This window comes from Algibacter pectinivorans (assembly GCF_900112595.1).
In the GTDB taxonomy this organism is placed as follows: Bacteria; Bacteroidota; Bacteroidia; order Flavobacteriales; family Flavobacteriaceae; genus Algibacter_B; species Algibacter_B pectinivorans.
In genome coordinates this window covers 214,534-232,501 of the sequence record NZ_FOMI01000005.1, presented here as the reverse complement: position 1 = coordinate 232,501, position 17,968 = coordinate 214,534, and the positions used below count along the sequence as shown (strand labels likewise).

Annotated in this window: 11 protein-coding genes and 1 other RNA gene; 4 read left to right on the top strand and 8 right to left on the bottom strand. The window is 33.6% G+C overall.

Features of this window, described 5'->3' with window-relative positions; translation table 11 throughout:
- Nucleotides 1–30: 30 nt before the first annotated feature.
- Nucleotides 31–1,233, bottom strand: coding sequence for an NAD(P)-dependent oxidoreductase (locus tag BMY96_RS09540; RefSeq protein WP_092851684.1), 1,203 nt, complete (start codon nt 1,231–1,233; stop codon nt 31–33).
- Nucleotides 1,234–1,510: 277 nt separating this feature from the next.
- Here BMY96_RS09540 and ssrA point away from each other — a divergent pair.
- Nucleotides 1,511–1,905: a transfer-messenger RNA gene (ssrA, locus tag BMY96_RS09535) on the top strand.
- A 271-nt stretch (nt 1,906–2,176) separates the two neighbouring features.
- On the opposite strand, the gene BMY96_RS09530 is transcribed toward ssrA, so the two are convergent.
- The 4 genes from BMY96_RS09530 to BMY96_RS09515 all read right to left on the bottom strand — a co-directional run bounded on the left by BMY96_RS09530 (nt 2,177) and on the right by BMY96_RS09515 (nt 7,111).
- A complete protein-coding gene (locus BMY96_RS09530; protein ID WP_092851682.1) occupies nt 2,177–3,424 on the bottom strand; it encodes an NAD(P)/FAD-dependent oxidoreductase in 1,248 nt (415 codons plus the stop codon).
- 8 nt (nt 3,425–3,432) lie between these two features.
- Entirely contained in the window at nt 3,433–4,440 is a 1,008-nt protein-coding gene (locus tag BMY96_RS09525; protein WP_092851601.1) for a 4-hydroxyproline epimerase, read from the bottom strand.
- 26 nt (nt 4,441–4,466) lie between these two features.
- Nucleotides 4,467–5,993: an aldehyde dehydrogenase (NADP(+)) gene (locus BMY96_RS09520; protein WP_092851600.1), complete on the bottom strand. Its 1,527-nt coding sequence runs from the start codon at nt 5,991–5,993 to the stop codon at nt 4,467–4,469.
- A gap of 188 nt (nt 5,994–6,181) precedes the next feature.
- Nucleotides 6,182–7,111, bottom strand: a complete 930-nt coding sequence (locus BMY96_RS09515) for a dihydrodipicolinate synthase family protein (protein WP_092851597.1) — start codon at nt 7,109–7,111, stop codon at nt 6,182–6,184.
- 155 nt (nt 7,112–7,266) lie between these two features.
- Here BMY96_RS09515 and BMY96_RS09510 point away from each other — a divergent pair, with 155 nt between their 5' ends.
- The 3 genes from BMY96_RS09510 to BMY96_RS09500 all read left to right on the top strand — a co-directional run bounded on the left by BMY96_RS09510 (nt 7,267) and on the right by BMY96_RS09500 (nt 12,154).
- Nucleotides 7,267–8,109, top strand: coding sequence for an AraC family transcriptional regulator (locus tag BMY96_RS09510; RefSeq protein WP_092851595.1), 843 nt, complete (start codon nt 7,267–7,269; stop codon nt 8,107–8,109).
- 233 nt (nt 8,110–8,342) lie between these two features.
- Nucleotides 8,343–11,432 (top strand): T9SS type A sorting domain-containing protein, encoded by a 3,090-nt coding sequence (locus tag BMY96_RS09505; RefSeq protein ID WP_092851593.1) that lies wholly within the window; start codon nt 8,343–8,345, stop codon nt 11,430–11,432.
- 2 nt (nt 11,433–11,434) lie between these two features.
- Nucleotides 11,435–12,154 carry a fibronectin type III domain-containing protein gene (locus BMY96_RS09500; RefSeq protein WP_092851591.1) on the top strand — a complete coding sequence of 240 codons (720 nt, stop codon included), beginning with the start codon at nt 11,435–11,437 and terminating at the stop codon, nt 12,152–12,154.
- A gap of 97 nt (nt 12,155–12,251) precedes the next feature.
- On the opposite strand, the gene BMY96_RS09495 is transcribed toward BMY96_RS09500, so the two are convergent.
- The 3 genes from BMY96_RS09495 to BMY96_RS09485 all read right to left on the bottom strand — a co-directional run bounded on the left by BMY96_RS09495 (nt 12,252) and on the right by BMY96_RS09485 (nt 17,884).
- Nucleotides 12,252–13,664 carry a sulfatase-like hydrolase/transferase gene (locus tag BMY96_RS09495; protein WP_092851589.1) on the bottom strand — a complete coding sequence of 471 codons (1,413 nt, stop codon included), beginning with the start codon at nt 13,662–13,664 and terminating at the stop codon, nt 12,252–12,254.
- 25 nt (nt 13,665–13,689) lie between these two features.
- The gene (gene lacZ, locus BMY96_RS09490) at nt 13,690–16,896 is read right to left on the bottom strand and encodes a beta-galactosidase, LacZ type (protein ID WP_092851587.1); all 3,207 of its coding nucleotides are present in this window, start codon (nt 16,894–16,896) and stop codon (nt 13,690–13,692) included.
- 148 nt (nt 16,897–17,044) lie between these two features.
- The gene (locus tag BMY96_RS09485) at nt 17,045–17,884 is read right to left on the bottom strand and encodes a T9SS type A sorting domain-containing protein (protein ID WP_092851585.1); all 840 of its coding nucleotides are present in this window, start codon (nt 17,882–17,884) and stop codon (nt 17,045–17,047) included.
- Between the last annotated feature and the right edge of the window lie 84 nt (nt 17,885–17,968).

The following is a 17,968-nucleotide window of genomic DNA, read 5'->3' as shown; positions in this document are numbered from 1 at the left end:
TTTTTTATTTATTTATACATTGCAAAAATATTAGTTTCCATTTATATAATCTTGCAAATACGAGAATTTCTCCGTTAACTCCCCATTTTGGGTAATTTTGGCACGTTTAAGAATGCCATCGGCATCGTTATTAAAAAATGATGGAATAACGTGTTTTAAAAACATCTCGCCAAAACCTTCGCTGGCATCTTGCGGAAGTTCGCATGGTAAATTATCGACTGCCATTACGGTTATGGCGTTATTGTTTTTATAATCTATTTCGGTTTCGGTGTATGGATCGTAGCCATAAATAGGATCTGCAATGGTTGATGCTTTTAGTGTTGTTGCTACCGGCCCATCGACGTCGCAACTTATATCGGCTACTACTTTTATGTTAAAATCTGCCGATTTTACATCGCTTCTAGTATACAAATATGGTGCACCATCCCCGTAAAAATGTCCGGCTATGTAATACTGGGTTACTTTAGCAAATCGCATAAAATCTGAAACGTACTCTTGTGGATTATCGAAAAAATCTTGATTATTAATTACCTGTCCGTCTTTACGCTTGTTATAGTCTAACACATCGATTTTACAGTATACAGGCTCGTTAAAGGTGTTATTTAAATAGTCTTGCACAGAAACACTTTTAATATGCATGGCGTCTAGCATTTCTTGAGCGCCGTTTGCTACTTTTCCGCTTCCGGTTAATAGTATTTTTATGTTTGGTATTTGTAAATTATTGAGCTCGTTTATTAATGCGGCTTGATTTGGTAATGGGCCTGCTTTGGGTAAATTCCAGGTATTATATTTTAAACCCCAAGCTCTAAAACCATTATAAGCACCAACAATGCCTGCATAACGTCCAAAACCTATTAAACGAAATCCTTTATTGCTAACTATAGTTTCGTGGTCGTAGAGTTCTATATTTTTTTCTAATACAGCTTTTAATAGCTTGCGGTTATAGGGTTGCTTTTTTATAGTATGCGAGAAGAAAAAGTATTTTTTGTTTGGTATTAAGGCATCGATTGGAACTTCTTTTACGCCTAGCATAACTTGGCAATCTGACACATTAGTGCTTACCTCGAACCCGGCATTTTTATATTCTTGATCTGAAAACACACGAATATCTGAGCTTTCCACCTTAAAAGTAGCATTGGGATATTGGCTTTTAGCTTGTACTAATTTGGCTGGTGAAAACACCACACGACGATCTGGTGGATTTTTACGCTCTTTTATAATGGCAAATGTGATACTCATATATTGATTTTTTACTGACAGGGATTGCTTTGGTATAAATTTTGAACTAAATGTACTAGTTTTGAAGTGGTATACAAAGTTTTTTGATAACTTTGCTGCCCGCGTTAGGGATGGAGGCTTTGTTGAAGCTCTTTTTGTGTTGTTGCACCTATGCAACACAAAAAAGCGACTGCCGAGAGCCCGACCCTTTTGGGTAACGCCCACTTCTCGATACATCCCGAAATAAATTCGGGCCACTTGAAGTGACAACATTTACTTTTTCATTTAAATTGGGGTCGACTGGTTTTGACAGCGAGATTAATTGAACGGTAAGCACGTCGTGTAATGGCATTGAAACACGTTAAAGGCTAGACCAAATTTTAAACGGCGAGAATAACTACGCTTTAGCAGCATAATCTGAATTATAGTAAGATTAGCCTAGGTACACAAGGTGTACATGCTTTATGTCTCCGGAAAGCCTTGATTGACGGCGTTCCATTTTGAGGCATCGTAAATGTCAATATAGTTTAAGTAGTGCTTTGATGCTTTTACGAAACTAAAGAAGCTAAGTTATAAGTGGGTTGTCTTTAACCAGCTTATAATCGAAAACCCAAGAAAAGAATAAACGTGTAGAAAGCTCTTTGGTTACTTGTTTGGACGAGAGTTCGATTCTCTCCGACTCCACTTTTAAAAACCCCGAAAACGTTATGTTTTTGGGGTTTTTATTTTTAAACAACTATTTAAAAATTCATTTATACAATAAAATATAATGTAATATATAATCTATTTATATTTATAAAGGCATAAATGCCTATAAGAAAGAGCGCTATAGAAATTAAAAAAAAATAAATTCCTCACGTTTATTTTACTTGTAATAACCACTAATAAACTTGAAAACTTATTTTAAACTCTGGTAAAGCTAAAGCTTTTTAAAATAATGGACTGTTATATATTTTTTTTAAAAGATTCTATCGGGATGAAAAGGTTTTATATCTAATGATGTTTTTTTATCTGAAATAATTTCTGAAACCAATTTTCCTGTTGCTGGACCTAAGCTCCACCCCATCATAGCATGCCCAGTTGCCAAAGTTAAGTTTTTACACATTGAAGATTTACCTATATATGGCAAACCATCTGGTGAACATGGACGCAAACCACATTCTGCTTTTGATAATTCTTCTGAAGTCATATCGATAGTGCTGTAATACAATTTTGCTGCTTTAGCAATGGCATTTACTCGGTTTGTATTAATTTTATGGTTTATCCCTGCAATTTCCATAGTTCCTGCAAAACGCGTAAAACCATCCATAGGCGTAACAGCTACTTTTGCTTCACATAGAATAGCGGGAATTGTAATATTCGTTTTTCTATTCACATTAATTTGATAACCTTTACCTGCTTGAATTGGTATTTTTAATCCTATTTTTTTCGTTAATAAAGGACTCCAACTTCCTGCGGCTAAAACAGCCTCATCGCAAGTTAATGTTTGTTTATTTGTAATGATTTTTGATATACTTTTATTAGAAATCGTAATATCTACTACGGCTTCATTTGCAAAAAAGACCACGCCTTTAGATTTTAAATACCTTATCATTTCTGGCATAAAATGATTTGGTGTCATGTGCGCATCAGAATGATAATAAACAGCCCCTTTAATATTTAAATTTGCTTTAGGTTCTATTTCCTCAACATCCTTTAACGACAAATGTTCGACCTTCAATCCTTCTTCAATGCCGCGTTTACCTACTTCCCATTCTTCTTCTCCAACTTTATCGGTCTTATAACACATTAAAAGTCCTTTACGCTCGTAATGAAATTTAAAATCGTTTGATAGTTTTATATCTTCATACATCTGTCTACTAAAAAGGTTAATATGCATAATGGGGCTTATAGAATTTTCAACTTTAAAAGCTGTTGCTGATTTTTTAAACGCCCATACCCACTTTAAAAAATCTGGATTTAATCGTGGTTTTATATAAAGAGGGCTTGCTGGATTAAACATCCATTTAAGTCCTTTAGAAATCATACCTGGAGCAGCTAAAGATATGAAATGACTTGGTGTAATATAACCTGCATTAACATATGATGCTCCTGTTGAAAAATTAGATTTATCTATCACTGTAACTTGATGCCCCTCTTTTTGAAGATAATAAGCGCTACAAACACCTTGTATTCCTCCTCCAATAATAATTACATTTTTACTCATAAATAGCATTAAATTACTTGAAATCCATGAGCATAAGGATCGTTATCGTCAATAATTATAGTATTATATCCAAAAACTTTTGCCCATCCTTGAATACTAGGTATAACGGCTGGTTTTCCATTTATAGTTGTTTCTTCTTCAATACGACCTATAAATTTACTTCCTATAAAACTTTCATGAATAAAATTCTCTCTTATTTTAAGTTTCCCTTTAGCATAACGCTGTGCCATAACGGCAGATGTTCCTGTTCCACACGGGCTTCTATCTATAGCCTTATTACCATAAAACACAGCATTTCTAGCGGTTGATGACGGATCGATGGATTTTCCCGTCCAAAGCATATGCGACACATCTCTTATCGTTTTATTTTCTGGATGAATAAACATATTTGGGTATTTATTATTGATTCTTTCGCGAAGCACTTGAGAGTATTGAATAATTTTTCCAGCAGAAAAATCATGAATGCCCGAAAAGTTTTTTTGAGGATCTACAATGGCGTAATAATTTCCGCCATAAGACACATCAAAGGTTAGCGCTCCCAATTCTGGACAATTAACTGTTAACCCTTCTGCTGCCAAATAACTTTTTACATTAGTTAAACGTACCCAATCTACTTTTTTACCGGTTTGCTTATATTCAACATTTACTAAACCCGCAGGTGTTTCCATTTTAATTATACCTGGGGTTTTGGGCATAATTAAGTCCTCTTCAATGGCAATGGTTATAGTACCTATTGTACCATGCCCACACATGGGTAAACACCCCGAAGTTTCAATAAATAGGATTGAAAAATCATTTTCTGGATTGTGCGGCGGGTATAAAATACTTCCGCTCATCATATCATGGCCACGCGGTTCAAACATTAAACCTTTACGAATCCAATCGAACTCCTTCAAGAAATGTTGCCGTTTTTCGCTCATGGTGTTTCCTATTAAATTAGGACCACCTTCTTTAATAACCCTCACTGGGTTTCCGCAAGTATGCGCGTCAATACAAACAAAAGTATTTCTACTCATTTTATTTTAAAGCAATCTTATTACATTTAGTTTTTTAAAGCTACTGGTAACAACTCATTTGGGAACGATTGGTAACTTACAGGTCGCACCCACCGTTTAATAGAATTTGTGCCTACGGCAGTAAATCTAGAATCGGTTGATGCAGGATAAGGCCCGCCGTGTTGCATTGATGGACAAACCTCTACCCCTGTTGGCACACCATTAAAAATAATTCTACCTACTCTATTTTCTAAGGCATCAATAATATCATGAAGATTTGAATAGTCTTCTTTTTCGGCTAAAATAGTTCCTGTTAATTGACCTTCTAAACCGTTTATAATCTCTATTAATTCTGTTTCATTTTTAGCCCTAACCACTAACGAAAAAGGTCCAAAAACCTCTTGATGTAGTTTAGGGTTTGCTAAAAAATATTTTCCAGAAACACTTAGTATTTGAGAAGGCGCATAATTGTCTTCTAAAGGACCTGTAATTTTAGCGACGACTTCAGCTCCATTTTGAGAGGATATACTTTTGCTTTGTTTAACAAAACCCTCTTTAATATTTTGATGTAACATGCATTGCGCGTCAATAGCTACCGTTTTTTCAGCTAAATCTTTTATGAATTGCTGCGTTTTATTACTTTCTATAGTTAAAATTAAACCTGGGTTAGTACAAAACTGCCCAGCACCTAAAGTAATTGAACCTGCGTATGTACTCGCAATTTGTTCGGCTCTATTAGCTATGGCATTAGGTGTAATAATTACAGGGTTTATACTTCCCATTTCTGCAAAAACAGGGATAGGTTCGTCACGTTTTGCTGCAATATCAAATAAGGCTCTACCTCCAGAAATGCTTCCTGTAAAACCAACTGCTTTTACTTTTGGATGCTCAACTAAAGCTTTCCCTACAGTTTTACCACGCCCCATTAAATTAGAAAACACACCATTTGGCATACCTGTTTTTTCTATTGCTTTAACTATAGCCGAAGCAACTAACTCTGCCGTTCCAGAATGCATTTCGTGTACTTTTACAATAACAGGACAGCCAGAAGCTAATGCGCTAGCGGTATCGCCACCAGCGGTTGAAAATGCTAAAGGAAAGTTACTTGCGCCAAAAACAACAACAGGTCCTAAAGGAATTGAGGTACGCCGTAAATCGTCTTTAGGAAATGGTTCTCTATCTGGGTTTGCGGCATCAAAAGCATTTTCGCGCCAATCTTCATTAGACACTAAATTGGCAAAGGAACGTAGTTGAAAAATGGTTCGTCCACGTTCGCCTATGGCTCTGCCTTCCGGAAGTCCCGATTCTGAGGTATAGATGTCTATTAATTCTTGATCTAAGGCTAAAATTTGGTCTGCAATGGTGTTTAAAAATTCGGCTCTTTTTTGTCCTGAAACTTTTCTGTAGTCTTTAAACGCCGACCACGCTAATTTAACGGCTTCGTCAACCTCATCATCAGTTGCCTCGTAAAATGGTATTGGGTTTTCAATATTAAGCTTTGGATTACTTGTTTTATGCGTTATTTTTCCGCTAGCTTTTAGTGTATTTCCAATATAATTTTTTCCTGTTATCATTGTTTTACTGATGTTTTATATTTTAAAATTTTGAGTATTGGTTACTTGAATGTTGACTGTATGTAAACCGTACATTTTTAATTTTGGGTTAGGGATTGCAATGAAAAGCCCACAGCCCGACGTAGGAGGTGCGAGGACTTGTAATGTAAAGCCCGACCGCTTTTTTGCGGTAACCCCCAAAGTATTATTTACGCAAAAACTTCTAAATTTTTATACTCGGGTAATGTTGGCCTAACGGCTAACGCGTTTGTAATTACTTTTTCAATTCTGGCACGCTCTTCGCCTTTTAAAACTAATCTTGGTGCTCTAACAAACTCTGACCCTATTTTTGTATGAACTGATGCAAACTTGATGTATTGTACCAATTTTGTGTGAATGTCGAGCTCTAATAATGGCATAAACCAACGGTAAATTTCGATGGCTTCTTTAATGCGTCCTGCTTTTTGAAGCTCGTATATGGCCACTGTTTCGGCAGGAAAAGCGTCTACTAAGCCTGCCACCCAACCGTCTGCACCAATTAATAAACTCTCTAAAGCCAAGGTATCTACGCCACACATAATGGCTAATCTGTCTCCAAATCTGTTTTTTATTCTTGTAATGTTTGTGGTATCTCTAGTGGACTCTTTTACGGCTTGTATATTAGGACAAGATTCTAGCAACTCTGCAAACATATCTATCGTTACCATGATTTTATAATCTACAGGGTTGTTGTAAATCATGATTGGCAAAGTTGTACTATTTGCAACGTCTTTGAAATATTGTACAACTTCCTCATCACTGGCTTTATAACGCATTGGAGGTAAAATCATGAGTCCTTTAGCGCCGTCTTCTTCTGCTGTTTTTGCTAAATTTATGGCTGCTTTTGTGGTTTGTTCTGCAATATTCATTAATACAGGAACTTTACCATTTACAAAGGCTACGGTTTCTCTTGTTAAAATACGTCCTTCTTCTTCGCTTAATGTACTTGCTTCGCCTAATGTTCCGCCCAATACAATACCATGAACACCAGCATCTAACTGTGCTTGTATGTTTACTTTAAATAAATCTAAATCCAATTCATCATTGGCTGTAAATTGTGTTGTAACTGCTGGCATAACACCTTTCCATTGAATACTCATAATCTTATATTTTTTGTTATATAAAATTATCCATACAATTAATATATAAATGATGTTTTATTAATCAAAACACATACTATATTATCCTTTAAAAAATATTTAATTATATATTTGAGTATTATCTACACACTTAAACATTATTACACGTATTAAAAATGAAAGTTTTACCTTTTAAAATACCAAAGCCCGAGGAAGATGGATTAATTTTTCAAGTAGATAGTTCAACACTATTTTATGATAAACTACACCAGCACGAAGAAATCCAGATTAGTTTTATTTCGCAAGGCGGAGGCACTTTAGTTATTGGCGATTCTATAAATCGTTTTACTAAAAATGACATTTTAATAATAGGCAGCAATTTACCTCATGTGTTTAAAAGCGATAATAATGCAACAACTAAATCTCATATGCTTTCGCTATTTTTTACAAAAACATCTTTTGGAAATCTTTTTTTTGAACTTGAAGAATTAAAAGAAGTATCCCTTTTTTTTAAACGTGCTAAGTATGGTTTTAAAATAACATCGCAAATAAAACTGGTTAAAGAATTGTTTTTCGAACTAGAGAGTGCATCAAAATTTAATCGCTTTTTAATACTGCTTAAACTCTTAAAGATTGCTTCAAATTGCCAATATGAAAGTCTGACATCTTTTATATATGATAAAAAATACTCTGATAATGAAGGATACAGAATGCGAAATGTTTTTGAATTTACAATGAATAATTTTGAAAAAGAAATTACCTTAAATACCATTGCAGCGATTGCTAATATGAGCAAAAATGCATTTTGTAAATACTTTAAAAAGAGAACTAACAAAACATATATTCAGTTTTTAAACGAATTACGAATTGAGCATGCATGTAAGTTATTAGCGAAAAACAAAGATTTTTCAATTATTGAAATAGCAGAAGCTTCTGGTTTTAATAATATATCAAATTTTAATAGACAATTTAAATCTATAAAAAACACAAGTCCTTCTCGGTTTAAAAAGGAACAGTGATTCCATATAAAAATATAAACCCTACAGCATTTAAATGGCATATAAACAATACATCAAAAAATATACTTCGCTATTTTTTAACGCAAACGCCTTTTCAATAAATAAACAAATAACTAAAAAAATGCGAACGACACCAATAAACATAAGTATTATTATCCATATTTAAAGTATTTCGATCAATGTTTTAGCTTTAATTTTACTATAACTTTACAAGTCTAAATAAAATTTTAGTTATGAAAAAAAATATTGTTAAAATCTTAATTTTTGCTTGTTTTTCAGCTCTATTAACATTTACCTTTTTTAATAAAAATGCATTAAATAGTTATGATAATTATGAGGATGATTATCATCATGAAGAATACGGCGAAGATTATGAAGAAAGTGCAGAAGAAATTGCTTATGAAATGGCAATGGATGAACAATCTTTACCAAAACCATTCGATTTTTCTAATTTAAGTGGTGATGCATTAACTGAATATAATGCTTGGGTAACAAATGCTGAAAAATCAAACTTTTCGTTTAGCACCCCTAATGACTTTACGACTTACTTTGAAACTGCAAAGCAAAATATGACTGCAATTACTGACCAAGAGTATGCATATGCAAACAATACGCTTACAGGAAAATGGGATCAAAAGTATTTACACATGACCTCTACTACAAACCCTGGTTATAACGAAGGTGGTTTTAGAACCGATGGATCGCTTTATGACCCCGTTAATGAAGAGCTATATATCGTATCTTTTGCTGGACATATTTACAAAATTGATGAAAGTGCACCTATAAAATGGTCGTTAAGAAACCAAACGAAAAGTTTTGAAGGTGATAAATTTAATGGTGTAAACCTATCGGATGGTTCTTTTAGAATGTTAAACCAGAAAACCAATGGAGGCATGGAATTTTCTGATGACGAAGGAAGAACATGGATGGATGCAAATGGTGCATTTTTTGAAGGGTCGTCAAATTACAAAACTGTTGTTACTAAAAAAGATACTGGCAAACGCATTGTTGCACATGGCGCTAGAAGAAATGCTTCGGCTAGTAACGCTTGGTACGATTTTATTTATTTCTCTACCGATTATGGATTAAACTACACACAATCTTTACTAGACTTTCAAAGTGACGCTTTTGATGTTGAAATAATAAAACCTCACACGAGTAAAGCTGTTTATCTTTTTGCTAAACGAAACAGTGATTCTAAACTGTTTATATATAAAATGGGCGAAAATGACGATGACTTTATTTTATTACACGAACCTACAATAACAATAGATACTTTAGAATCTATACAAGGCACTACAGTTAGTGGCACAACGCATTTTTATATTAGTTATGGCAATACTAATATTTATTATTCTGATGATGAAGGCGCTACATGGACACGAAGTGTAACATCTAGTGATACAGGTAGAAACATTACTGAAGTTCACCCAACACAACCTAACATAGTATTTAAAGGTTTTGTAGAATTATGGATATCGACAGATTATGGTATAAATTGGACAAGAAATCAACACGTTTTAAGCAATAATGACATTTACGTATGGGATTTACAACACTTTAAAACTTTTGATAAAGACGATGGTGGTTTTTTCACTGTTTCAGGATATGATTTTGGAACCTACTATTCTACAACACCTGAAGACTGGAATTCTTGGGTTAGTGTAAGTAAAGGTAACCCAACTGCCATGTGTTACGATGCCGATACGAGTGAAAAACACAATAGAATTTATACCGCAAATCAAGATAGAGGATCGCAAAGTTATCTAGATAATGTAAATCATGATGTTACCCTACCCATACCTTCCATAAGAGAAGCCAATACCGATGTTTTAAGAGTAACCATTGGAAAAGATGGAGAATCGGCATGGTACTGGTACTATTATGGTGCTATAGGAAGAAGCTCTGTTACCAACGGTGGTAATTTTAGAACAGTAGTCTCTAAAAGAGACCTTTACCCTAACTGGGCTTCTACAAGCATGATACCTTCTCCAATACCTAGTGAAGACGCTGTTTATATTCCTTGGGGAACCCAATTACAAAAAATAACTTATGATGGCAGTAGTGTAGAACGAACTTTACACTCTTTTGTTTTCCCTGAAGCCGCACATAGTTTTGGATACTCAAGTGTAAACAAAAACAGATGGTATGCAGGATTACAATCTGGTAAATTCATGTATTCTACAGATGGTGGTAATTCTTTCTCAAATTCAACATTTAATGGCCCTTGGCCACAAGGCGATAGTTCACACAGAAAGCGTAGAGCAGTTATTGCTACAAGTCCTATTGACGAAGCAACTGTATATTATGCCGGAAAAGGAAACAACTTTTTAATTTCTGTAGATGGCGGAAAATCGTTTACAAATCATAATAGTGATTTAACTGTAGACAGAATAGTTGACATGGAAGCATCTCCTGATGGACAATTTATTTTTGCTGCTTGCGAATTTGATGGCGCTTGGGTTTTTTCTTTACAACAAAACAAATGGTTTAAAATGGACGGTGCAGATGTACCAAGTGCTATTGCGTTTACCGACGTACAGTTTATTGATTCTGAAAATGTAGTACGTTTTGCAACTTACGGTAGCGGTATTATAGACTTCACTTTAAATGAAGATTTCTCAACTATTTTTGTTGCAGCGGATAACTTTGAAATTCAAATTACCGATGAAACTTGTCAAGGCAAAAATGGACAATTAAAAATTAACACTAAATATAATCACAACTATAATGTAACTGTTGCTGGTGTAGAATACAGTTTTACAAATACGCTAAACATTCCTAACTTAGAGCCCGGAGCGCACAATGTTTGTATTGGCATTACTAACTCATCCTACTTGCACTGTGTAACTCTTAATATTGAAGCATCTAATTTGTTAACAGGTAAAACATCTAATGTAAAAGAAGACAAAATAGAAGTAAACATAGAATCTGGTACCGCGCCTTATATTGTTTCTGTGAATAACATTAAAGTATTAGAAACTAGTAATACTAACTTTAGTGTTCCTGTAAAGGAAGGGGATTTTGTGCAAGTAGAATCTAAAGCTACTTGCGAAGGTAAACTAACTAAAGTTGTTGGATCGTCATTTGAAGTAAAAGCATTTCCAAACCCAACAACGGATTCTATTGAATTAAACATCCCTAAATCAAAAGAAAATGTTACAATAGAATTGTATTCGCAAACCTCTGGATTAATATCCTCAAAACAATATAAAGTTGTTAATAGTAAAGTTAAAATGAATCTTGAAAATAATCCTTCAGGAATATATTTTATAAGATTAAATCTAGATGCGCCAAAAACAATTAAAATCATAAAAAAATAAAGATGAAAAAGTTATTATATATTTTAGTTTTTAGTACGCTCTCCATATCTTGTTCTTCTGGATCAAGTGATGATGCCGGTGATGGTGGTAATAAAGGTTCGGGAACAGACAGTACACCAACAGTACCTCAATTGGTATTTCCTAGTGAAGATCAATTATGTATTGACAATACCCTTAATTTTACTTGGAACGCTTCTACAAATGAAGACGGTAGCTCTGTTATTTACACGTTTGAAATTGCAACTGATAATCAATTTTCAAACATTGTAACCTCAGAAGTACAAACGTCTCTATCAAAAATCGTAACCTTAGACAAGGGCGTTGCTTACTATTGGAGAGTTAAAGCTAAGAGTACTAAAAAGATAGAAAGTGCTTATTCTCCATTTTCTCAATTCTATACTGAAGAAGTACCAAACACCAATAATTTGCCTTTTTCGCCTGCAAACACAACTCCTTTTGTTGGTCAAAACTTTAATAATGTTAGCACGATTAATCTAGAATGGACAGCATCTGATGTTGACGAGGATCCTTTAAAGTTTAATGTGTATTTTGGTAAAGATAAAAATGCATTAACTCTAGTTGCCGAAAATATTTCGAATACGTCCTTAGATGTAACGGCCGATACTGCAAATACAAAATACTATTGGAAAGTTATTTCTAAAGACGACAAAGGAGCTCAAACATCCAGTCCTACATGGGAATTTAAAGTAAACAACCTATAGGCTAACAACTATTGATACAAAAAACATCCTTATTAAAGCTTAATTACAACTTTAGTAAGGATGTTTTTAATTTATATATACATTAGGTTTTATATACCTATTTATTATTTTGTATTATAAAAGCAGGACTCCAAATATCCTTATACTCAGCCTCCTTATTTTCCATTAGCTGTTTATGAATATGATATGTAACATCCATCCAATACTGTTCTTCTTGCCACAAAGGGTCTATTAACTGTTTTTCCCATATATTATAAGCTGACCAAATAGAGTCAAATTGTTTAGGGTTATTTTGAGATAAATCTATAGTTTCTCCTAAATCTGCACTCAAATTATACATAGTAGTACCGTAATTTCTAAGGTTAATTATTTTATAATCCCCCATTCTTACGGCCGACTCATCTAGTTTTCTCCAAAAAAGCTGTTTATGAGGATCTCCTTGCGCCTCGCCTTGTAAATAAGGCATTAAGTTTACACCATCTAATTCAAGCTTTTCTGGAATAGCAATATTTGCAGCAGCTATTGATGTTGTAAATATATCCAAAGACGATATTAAACCATCAAACGAACTTCCAGAAGCAATCTTTTTAGGCCATGACATAACAAATGGCACACGATGTCCACCTTCAAATTTATTACCTTTCCATCCTTTTAATACCCCTGTTAAAGATTGATTATTATGAGCTCCACCATTATCACTCAAAAAATAGATCAAGGTATTATCTCTTTTTCCTAATACCTCCAGTTTATCTAATAATTTGCCAATATTTTCATCTAAATTCCAAGTCATTGCTGCTAATTTTTTTCTTGGATGATCTTTAAATTTTTCTAAATCATCTGCCTTAGCATGCATTGGTGTATGTACAGCATTATAAGACAAATACATAAAGAATGGGGTGTCTTTTGAAGCCTCTACATATTTCACTGATTGGTCTCCTAAAACATCTGTCATATAACCTTTAAAAACTACGCGTTTGCCATTAAGTTGCAACATCTTATCTTTTGAAGGATTTTCTAACGGAAAGTAAGAACGGCTTCCAGCAAGAAAACCATAAAACTCATCAAATCCGCGTTGGTTTGGATGATCTGACTCATCTGTACCTAAGTGCCATTTACCTAAAGCATAAGTATTATAGCCATTGCTTTTAAAAACATCGGCAATGGTAGCAACATCGCTACTTAAACCAATACCTCCAGTACCATTAGCCTCAAAACCAAAGCGCTGTTGGTATTTACCCGTAATTAAGCCTGCTCTAGACGGTGCGCAAACCGTAGCACTAACATGAGCGTCTGTAAATTTTACGCCGCTTTTTGCTAAAGCATCAATATGCGGCGTTTGCAAATCTTTACTTCCCATAAAACCAAAGTCAATATACCCCGCATCATCAACCAAAACAACAATAATATTGGGTTTTTCATTTTTTATATTATCACTTTGCACACGCTCTGGATTTGACTTGCAAGAGAAAATAAAAACAAAAGGTATTAACAATCTAAAATATCTGTTCATTCATAATGTTTTAAAGATTTTTATTTTAGCGTAAAGGCAAGATACTGTATGAATAGGATTGATTTTTTGCTTCTATTTGATATTGCTTCAAAGGCCTTGTCCACCAACTTGTATCGCCACCAATACCCATTTGTACGTTATCTATGTTTATATTTACTAAATCCCTTTTCACAATATCTATGGTATGACGCTGTTGTTTAGTTTCTCCTGCATCAAAATCCGAATTGTATTGATGATGTGCACTAAAACTTATTAATTCTGGACCTAAAACTTTTATACCTTTCCCATTTCTATTCGTAAATGTTACCCACCGCACATCTGTTTTATACCCGTTTTCTTGAGGTCTTATGTAGGGTACGTATAAATCTTCTACCGAAGCTTTATATGTACCAACAAATTGCGATGTGTTTCTGTCTTGATAGTTTTCTAATGGCCCGCGTCCATACCAACTGACTTGATCAAATTCATTGTTTATAATAAAATTTGTTCCAAAGCGAGGCATATTGGGTAAATCCTTTTTTACATTGGTTAATGTATTTGTAATGGTGAACTGACCAGATGCGTCAACTTTATAATTCATCTTAATTTTAGCCATATCATTAGGTAAATTATAAACAACCTCAAGACTAACGGAATTACTTTGGAAATTTGAAATTTGCGTATTTAAATCAATATCTAAAACGCGATCCGCATCTTTTAGTTGCATGGACACTAACATTTGATCTTGGGTTGCTTTTTTCCAAACCCCTAAATGCTTTGGCATGTTAAACCCATAGTCATTATCTGTTGTTGCTCTCCAAAAATTGGGAGATATCCCTTGAAGAATTACATTTCCATTACCATAATCTAGCTTCGATAATTTTCCAGATACTATATTAAAACTAAAGGTAAACGTTTTTGATTTAAAGACAACTTCATTCCCTTCAGTAGAAACAAGAAGTTTATCGCTAGTGGGCTTCATAAAACCAGAGACATAGTTACCCGTTATAAATTGTTCTTTAGCTACAGGAAACCCTTTAGACAGTAATGGCAACTCAACTTGAGTCAATGCTGAGAAATTAAGTGCATATTCTTTTTTACTAAAATCTAAATTTGGTAGTTTAAACTCTAAAACCTTAGCCTTTCCTGGCTCTAGATTAACAACTCCAAAACTACCTGAATCTATTATTTTTCCTTCTTCAAATAGTTCCCAACCAATTTTGAAATTATTTAAATTAGTAAAAAAATATTCGTTTGTAACTTTAACATGACCCGCTTTAAAATTAACATCAGAAAATTGAATGTTTTGATATACTTTTTTAAGCTCTTCTAAGCCTGGGTGCGGTGTTCGGTCTGGATTTACAATACCATTTAAACAAAAATTAGCATCATGTTGAAGATGCGCTGCTTTAAAATCACCACCATACCCCCAATATTTCTGTCCGTTTTCTGTTTTGGCTACAAGTCCTTGATCTACCCAATCCCAAATAAAGCCACCTTGAAGCACATCATATTTTCGAATAACATCCCAATAGTCTTTAAAGTTTCCTAAACTATTTCCCATAGCATGCGAGTACTCACATAGAATTAATGGCCGCTTAGGTTTGTTTTCAGCATACTTAATAAGTTGCGGAATACGGTCGTACATAGGTGCTTGAATATCTGTATTTACATAATGCGTAGCGCCTTCGTATTGGGTGGGTCTTGTAAGATCATTTTCTTTTAACCACTTGTATGTAGCATAAAAGTTATCGCCGTTTCCTGCTTCGTTACCTAAAGACCATGTCACTATTGACGGATGGTTTTTATCCCTTTCAAACATTCTAATCGTTCTATCTAAATGTGCTGATTTCCAATCTTTTCGATAAGCTGGATGCTCTTTTTTAAGTTCTGGTTTTTTATCTAACCCTTGGTTGGTTGTTCCCATACCATGGGTTTCAATATTAGCTTCATCTATAACATAAAAGCCATATATATCGCATAGAGAATAAAAGAATGGATTTTTTGGATAATGGCTACAACGTATGGCGTTAACGTTATTCTCCTTCATCAACCTTAAATCTTTAATGGTTAAATCTTCATTAATAACATGTCCTGTATTTTCATCGTGATCATGAAGATTAACGCCTTTTATTAAAACAGGTTTACCGTTAACTAAAAATTGGTTATTTTCTATTTTAATATTTCTAAAACCAACTTGTACAGAAGTTGCTTGTAATATTTTATTTTGAGAATTACTTAAAGTTAAAATTGCTTTATATAAATTTGGTGTTTCGGCAGTCCATGGTTTTACACCAGAAATTACACCCTCAAATAAAGTTTTTAATTTTGGCGTAACAACTTCAATTATTTTTGTGTCACTAAATACTTTATCATTATTAGCATCAAAAAGTTCTACATTTAATTTTCGCTTTTTGATTAAGTTTTTAGTGTTTTTAAGTTCAACATTTACACTAAACGCCCCGTCTTTATAGTCGTTTATTAAATCGCTTCCTACTTTAAAATCATTTATCGCAATAGGGTTATCTGCTCTTAAATACACATCGCGTTCTATACCGCTTAATCTCCAAAAATCTTGATCTTCGATATAACTTGCATCAGACCAACGTAACACCTGCACAGCAATTTGATTTTTACCTGCTCGAATATGTTCTGTAATATTAAACTCTGCTGGAGTTTTACTGCCCTCACTATACCCAACTTGTGTACCATTTACATATACATACATGGCACCACTAACACCAGCAAAATGCAAATAAATATCTTTACCACTCCAATTAGAAGGAATTTCAAAATCGCGTTTATAACTCCCAACATTATTTATATTATGCGGAATAAAAGGTGGGTTTTTAGGAAATACATAGACGATATTTGTGTAAATCGGTAGTCCAAAACCTTGCATCTCCCAATTAGAGGGCACACTAATAGTATCCCATCCTTTTAAACTAAAATTTTCTTTATAAAAATCAACAGGTCTTCCTTGCACACTATCAGCATAATAAAAATGCCAAGTACCATTTAAAAGCTTGTAGCTTGAAGATTCCGTCCAGCCTTTAGACGAATCTATTTCGTCAATACTTTCAAAATTATAAAAGGTAGCTCTAGCGGGCTCTCTATTTATTTGAAACACTTCAGGGTTTTCCCATTCCGGAGCCTCCCATTTTCCTGCAGTATAAATAGGACTTGAAACCATTTGATCTTTACAAGAAACAAACAATACTAAAACGGCAAATACTTTTAAATAGATATTCATTTTATATAATTTAACAGTAACATGTAATTACTATACTAAACACAATCTTATAAATTCTTATGTCATTTAAACAAAAAAGAACAGATATATTTTACATATCTGTTCTCTTGTAAAAAAAATTATTTTATTAACTAATAGATTTGTAATCTTAATTTTTAATTAATTTTTTAGAAGCTACACCTCCATTACTATCAGTCATCTTAACAAGATACATACCAGAAGCTAAGCTACTTATATCGTATTCATTTTTATTTATTCTTTTTAAACTTTTAATTTGTTTTCCTAATAAAGTATAAATTGAGACATTTTTAATTTCTACATTATTTCTTGATGTTACTTTAAATGAAGATTGAGCAGGGTTTGGGTATAAAGAAATACTCTTTTCTAATTCAAAACCTTTTGTACTTAATGGATTAGCGTCTAAAATTTTAAGTTCGTCAATATAAAGAAAAGTATCTGTATTGTTTAATATGCTCGGATTTGCATTACTAAAATTTTTAATATTAGGATGAAATACTAGATTAAAAAGCGTACCTAAACTGAATGTACCTGCATCTCTAGGAAACTCTACTGGGATAATTAATTCTTCCCATGCATCGGATCCAGAATGACTATTAACAGCTCTAATAACCCCAGGATTAGAACCATTACTAGTATCGCTATCCCCATTAAAACGACACGCTAAATCGGTATTTAATCTATAAACTAAAAGACTAAGATATTTTGTCTCAGTAGGACCTATTGTTATATCTGGGTCAACATTTATTCTAACCAGAGAAAACCAGTTATCATTTGTTCTTCCTATTTGCAAACAATTGCTCGTAGTATTAACAGTAGAAGTAGGTTGCGGATTCGCAACTACACTTGCCGTGGCTCCAAAAAGCGGTTCAACAGCTAAAGAACCTGCTTCAAAATCATTAACCATCGTTTGCCCAAAAATCAACCCGGAGCAACTTATTAAAAATAAAAAAGTAATTTTTTGTTTCATAATATAAAGTTTAGTTGTTAATATTTAGGTATAAAAATAGTCCATTAAACAAACGTTTAAATGGACTAAGATTACCAATACATA

Coding starts and splice junctions, on each gene's coding strand:
- BMY96_RS09530 (WP_092851682.1), bottom strand. CDS start 3,424: ATGAGTAAAAATGTAATTATTATTGGAGGAGGAATACAAGGTGTTTGT.
- BMY96_RS09525 (WP_092851601.1), bottom strand. CDS start 4,440: ATGAGTAGAAATACTTTTGTTTGTATTGACGCGCATACTTGCGGAAAC.
- BMY96_RS09520 (WP_092851600.1), bottom strand. CDS start 5,993: ATGATAACAGGAAAAAATTATATTGGAAATACACTAAAAGCTAGCGGA.
- BMY96_RS09515 (WP_092851597.1), bottom strand. CDS start 7,111: ATGAGTATTCAATGGAAAGGTGTTATGCCAGCAGTTACAACACAATTT.
- BMY96_RS09510 (WP_092851595.1), top strand. CDS start 7,267: ATGAAAGTTTTACCTTTTAAAATACCAAAGCCCGAGGAAGATGGATTA.
- BMY96_RS09505 (WP_092851593.1), top strand. CDS start 8,343: ATGAAAAAAAATATTGTTAAAATCTTAATTTTTGCTTGTTTTTCAGCT.
- BMY96_RS09500 (WP_092851591.1), top strand. CDS start 11,435: ATGAAAAAGTTATTATATATTTTAGTTTTTAGTACGCTCTCCATATCT.
- BMY96_RS09495 (WP_092851589.1), bottom strand. CDS start 13,664: ATGAACAGATATTTTAGATTGTTAATACCTTTTGTTTTTATTTTCTCT.
- lacZ (WP_092851587.1), bottom strand. CDS start 16,896: ATGAATATCTATTTAAAAGTATTTGCCGTTTTAGTATTGTTTGTTTCT.
- BMY96_RS09485 (WP_092851585.1), bottom strand. CDS start 17,884: ATGAAACAAAAAATTACTTTTTTATTTTTAATAAGTTGCTCCGGGTTG.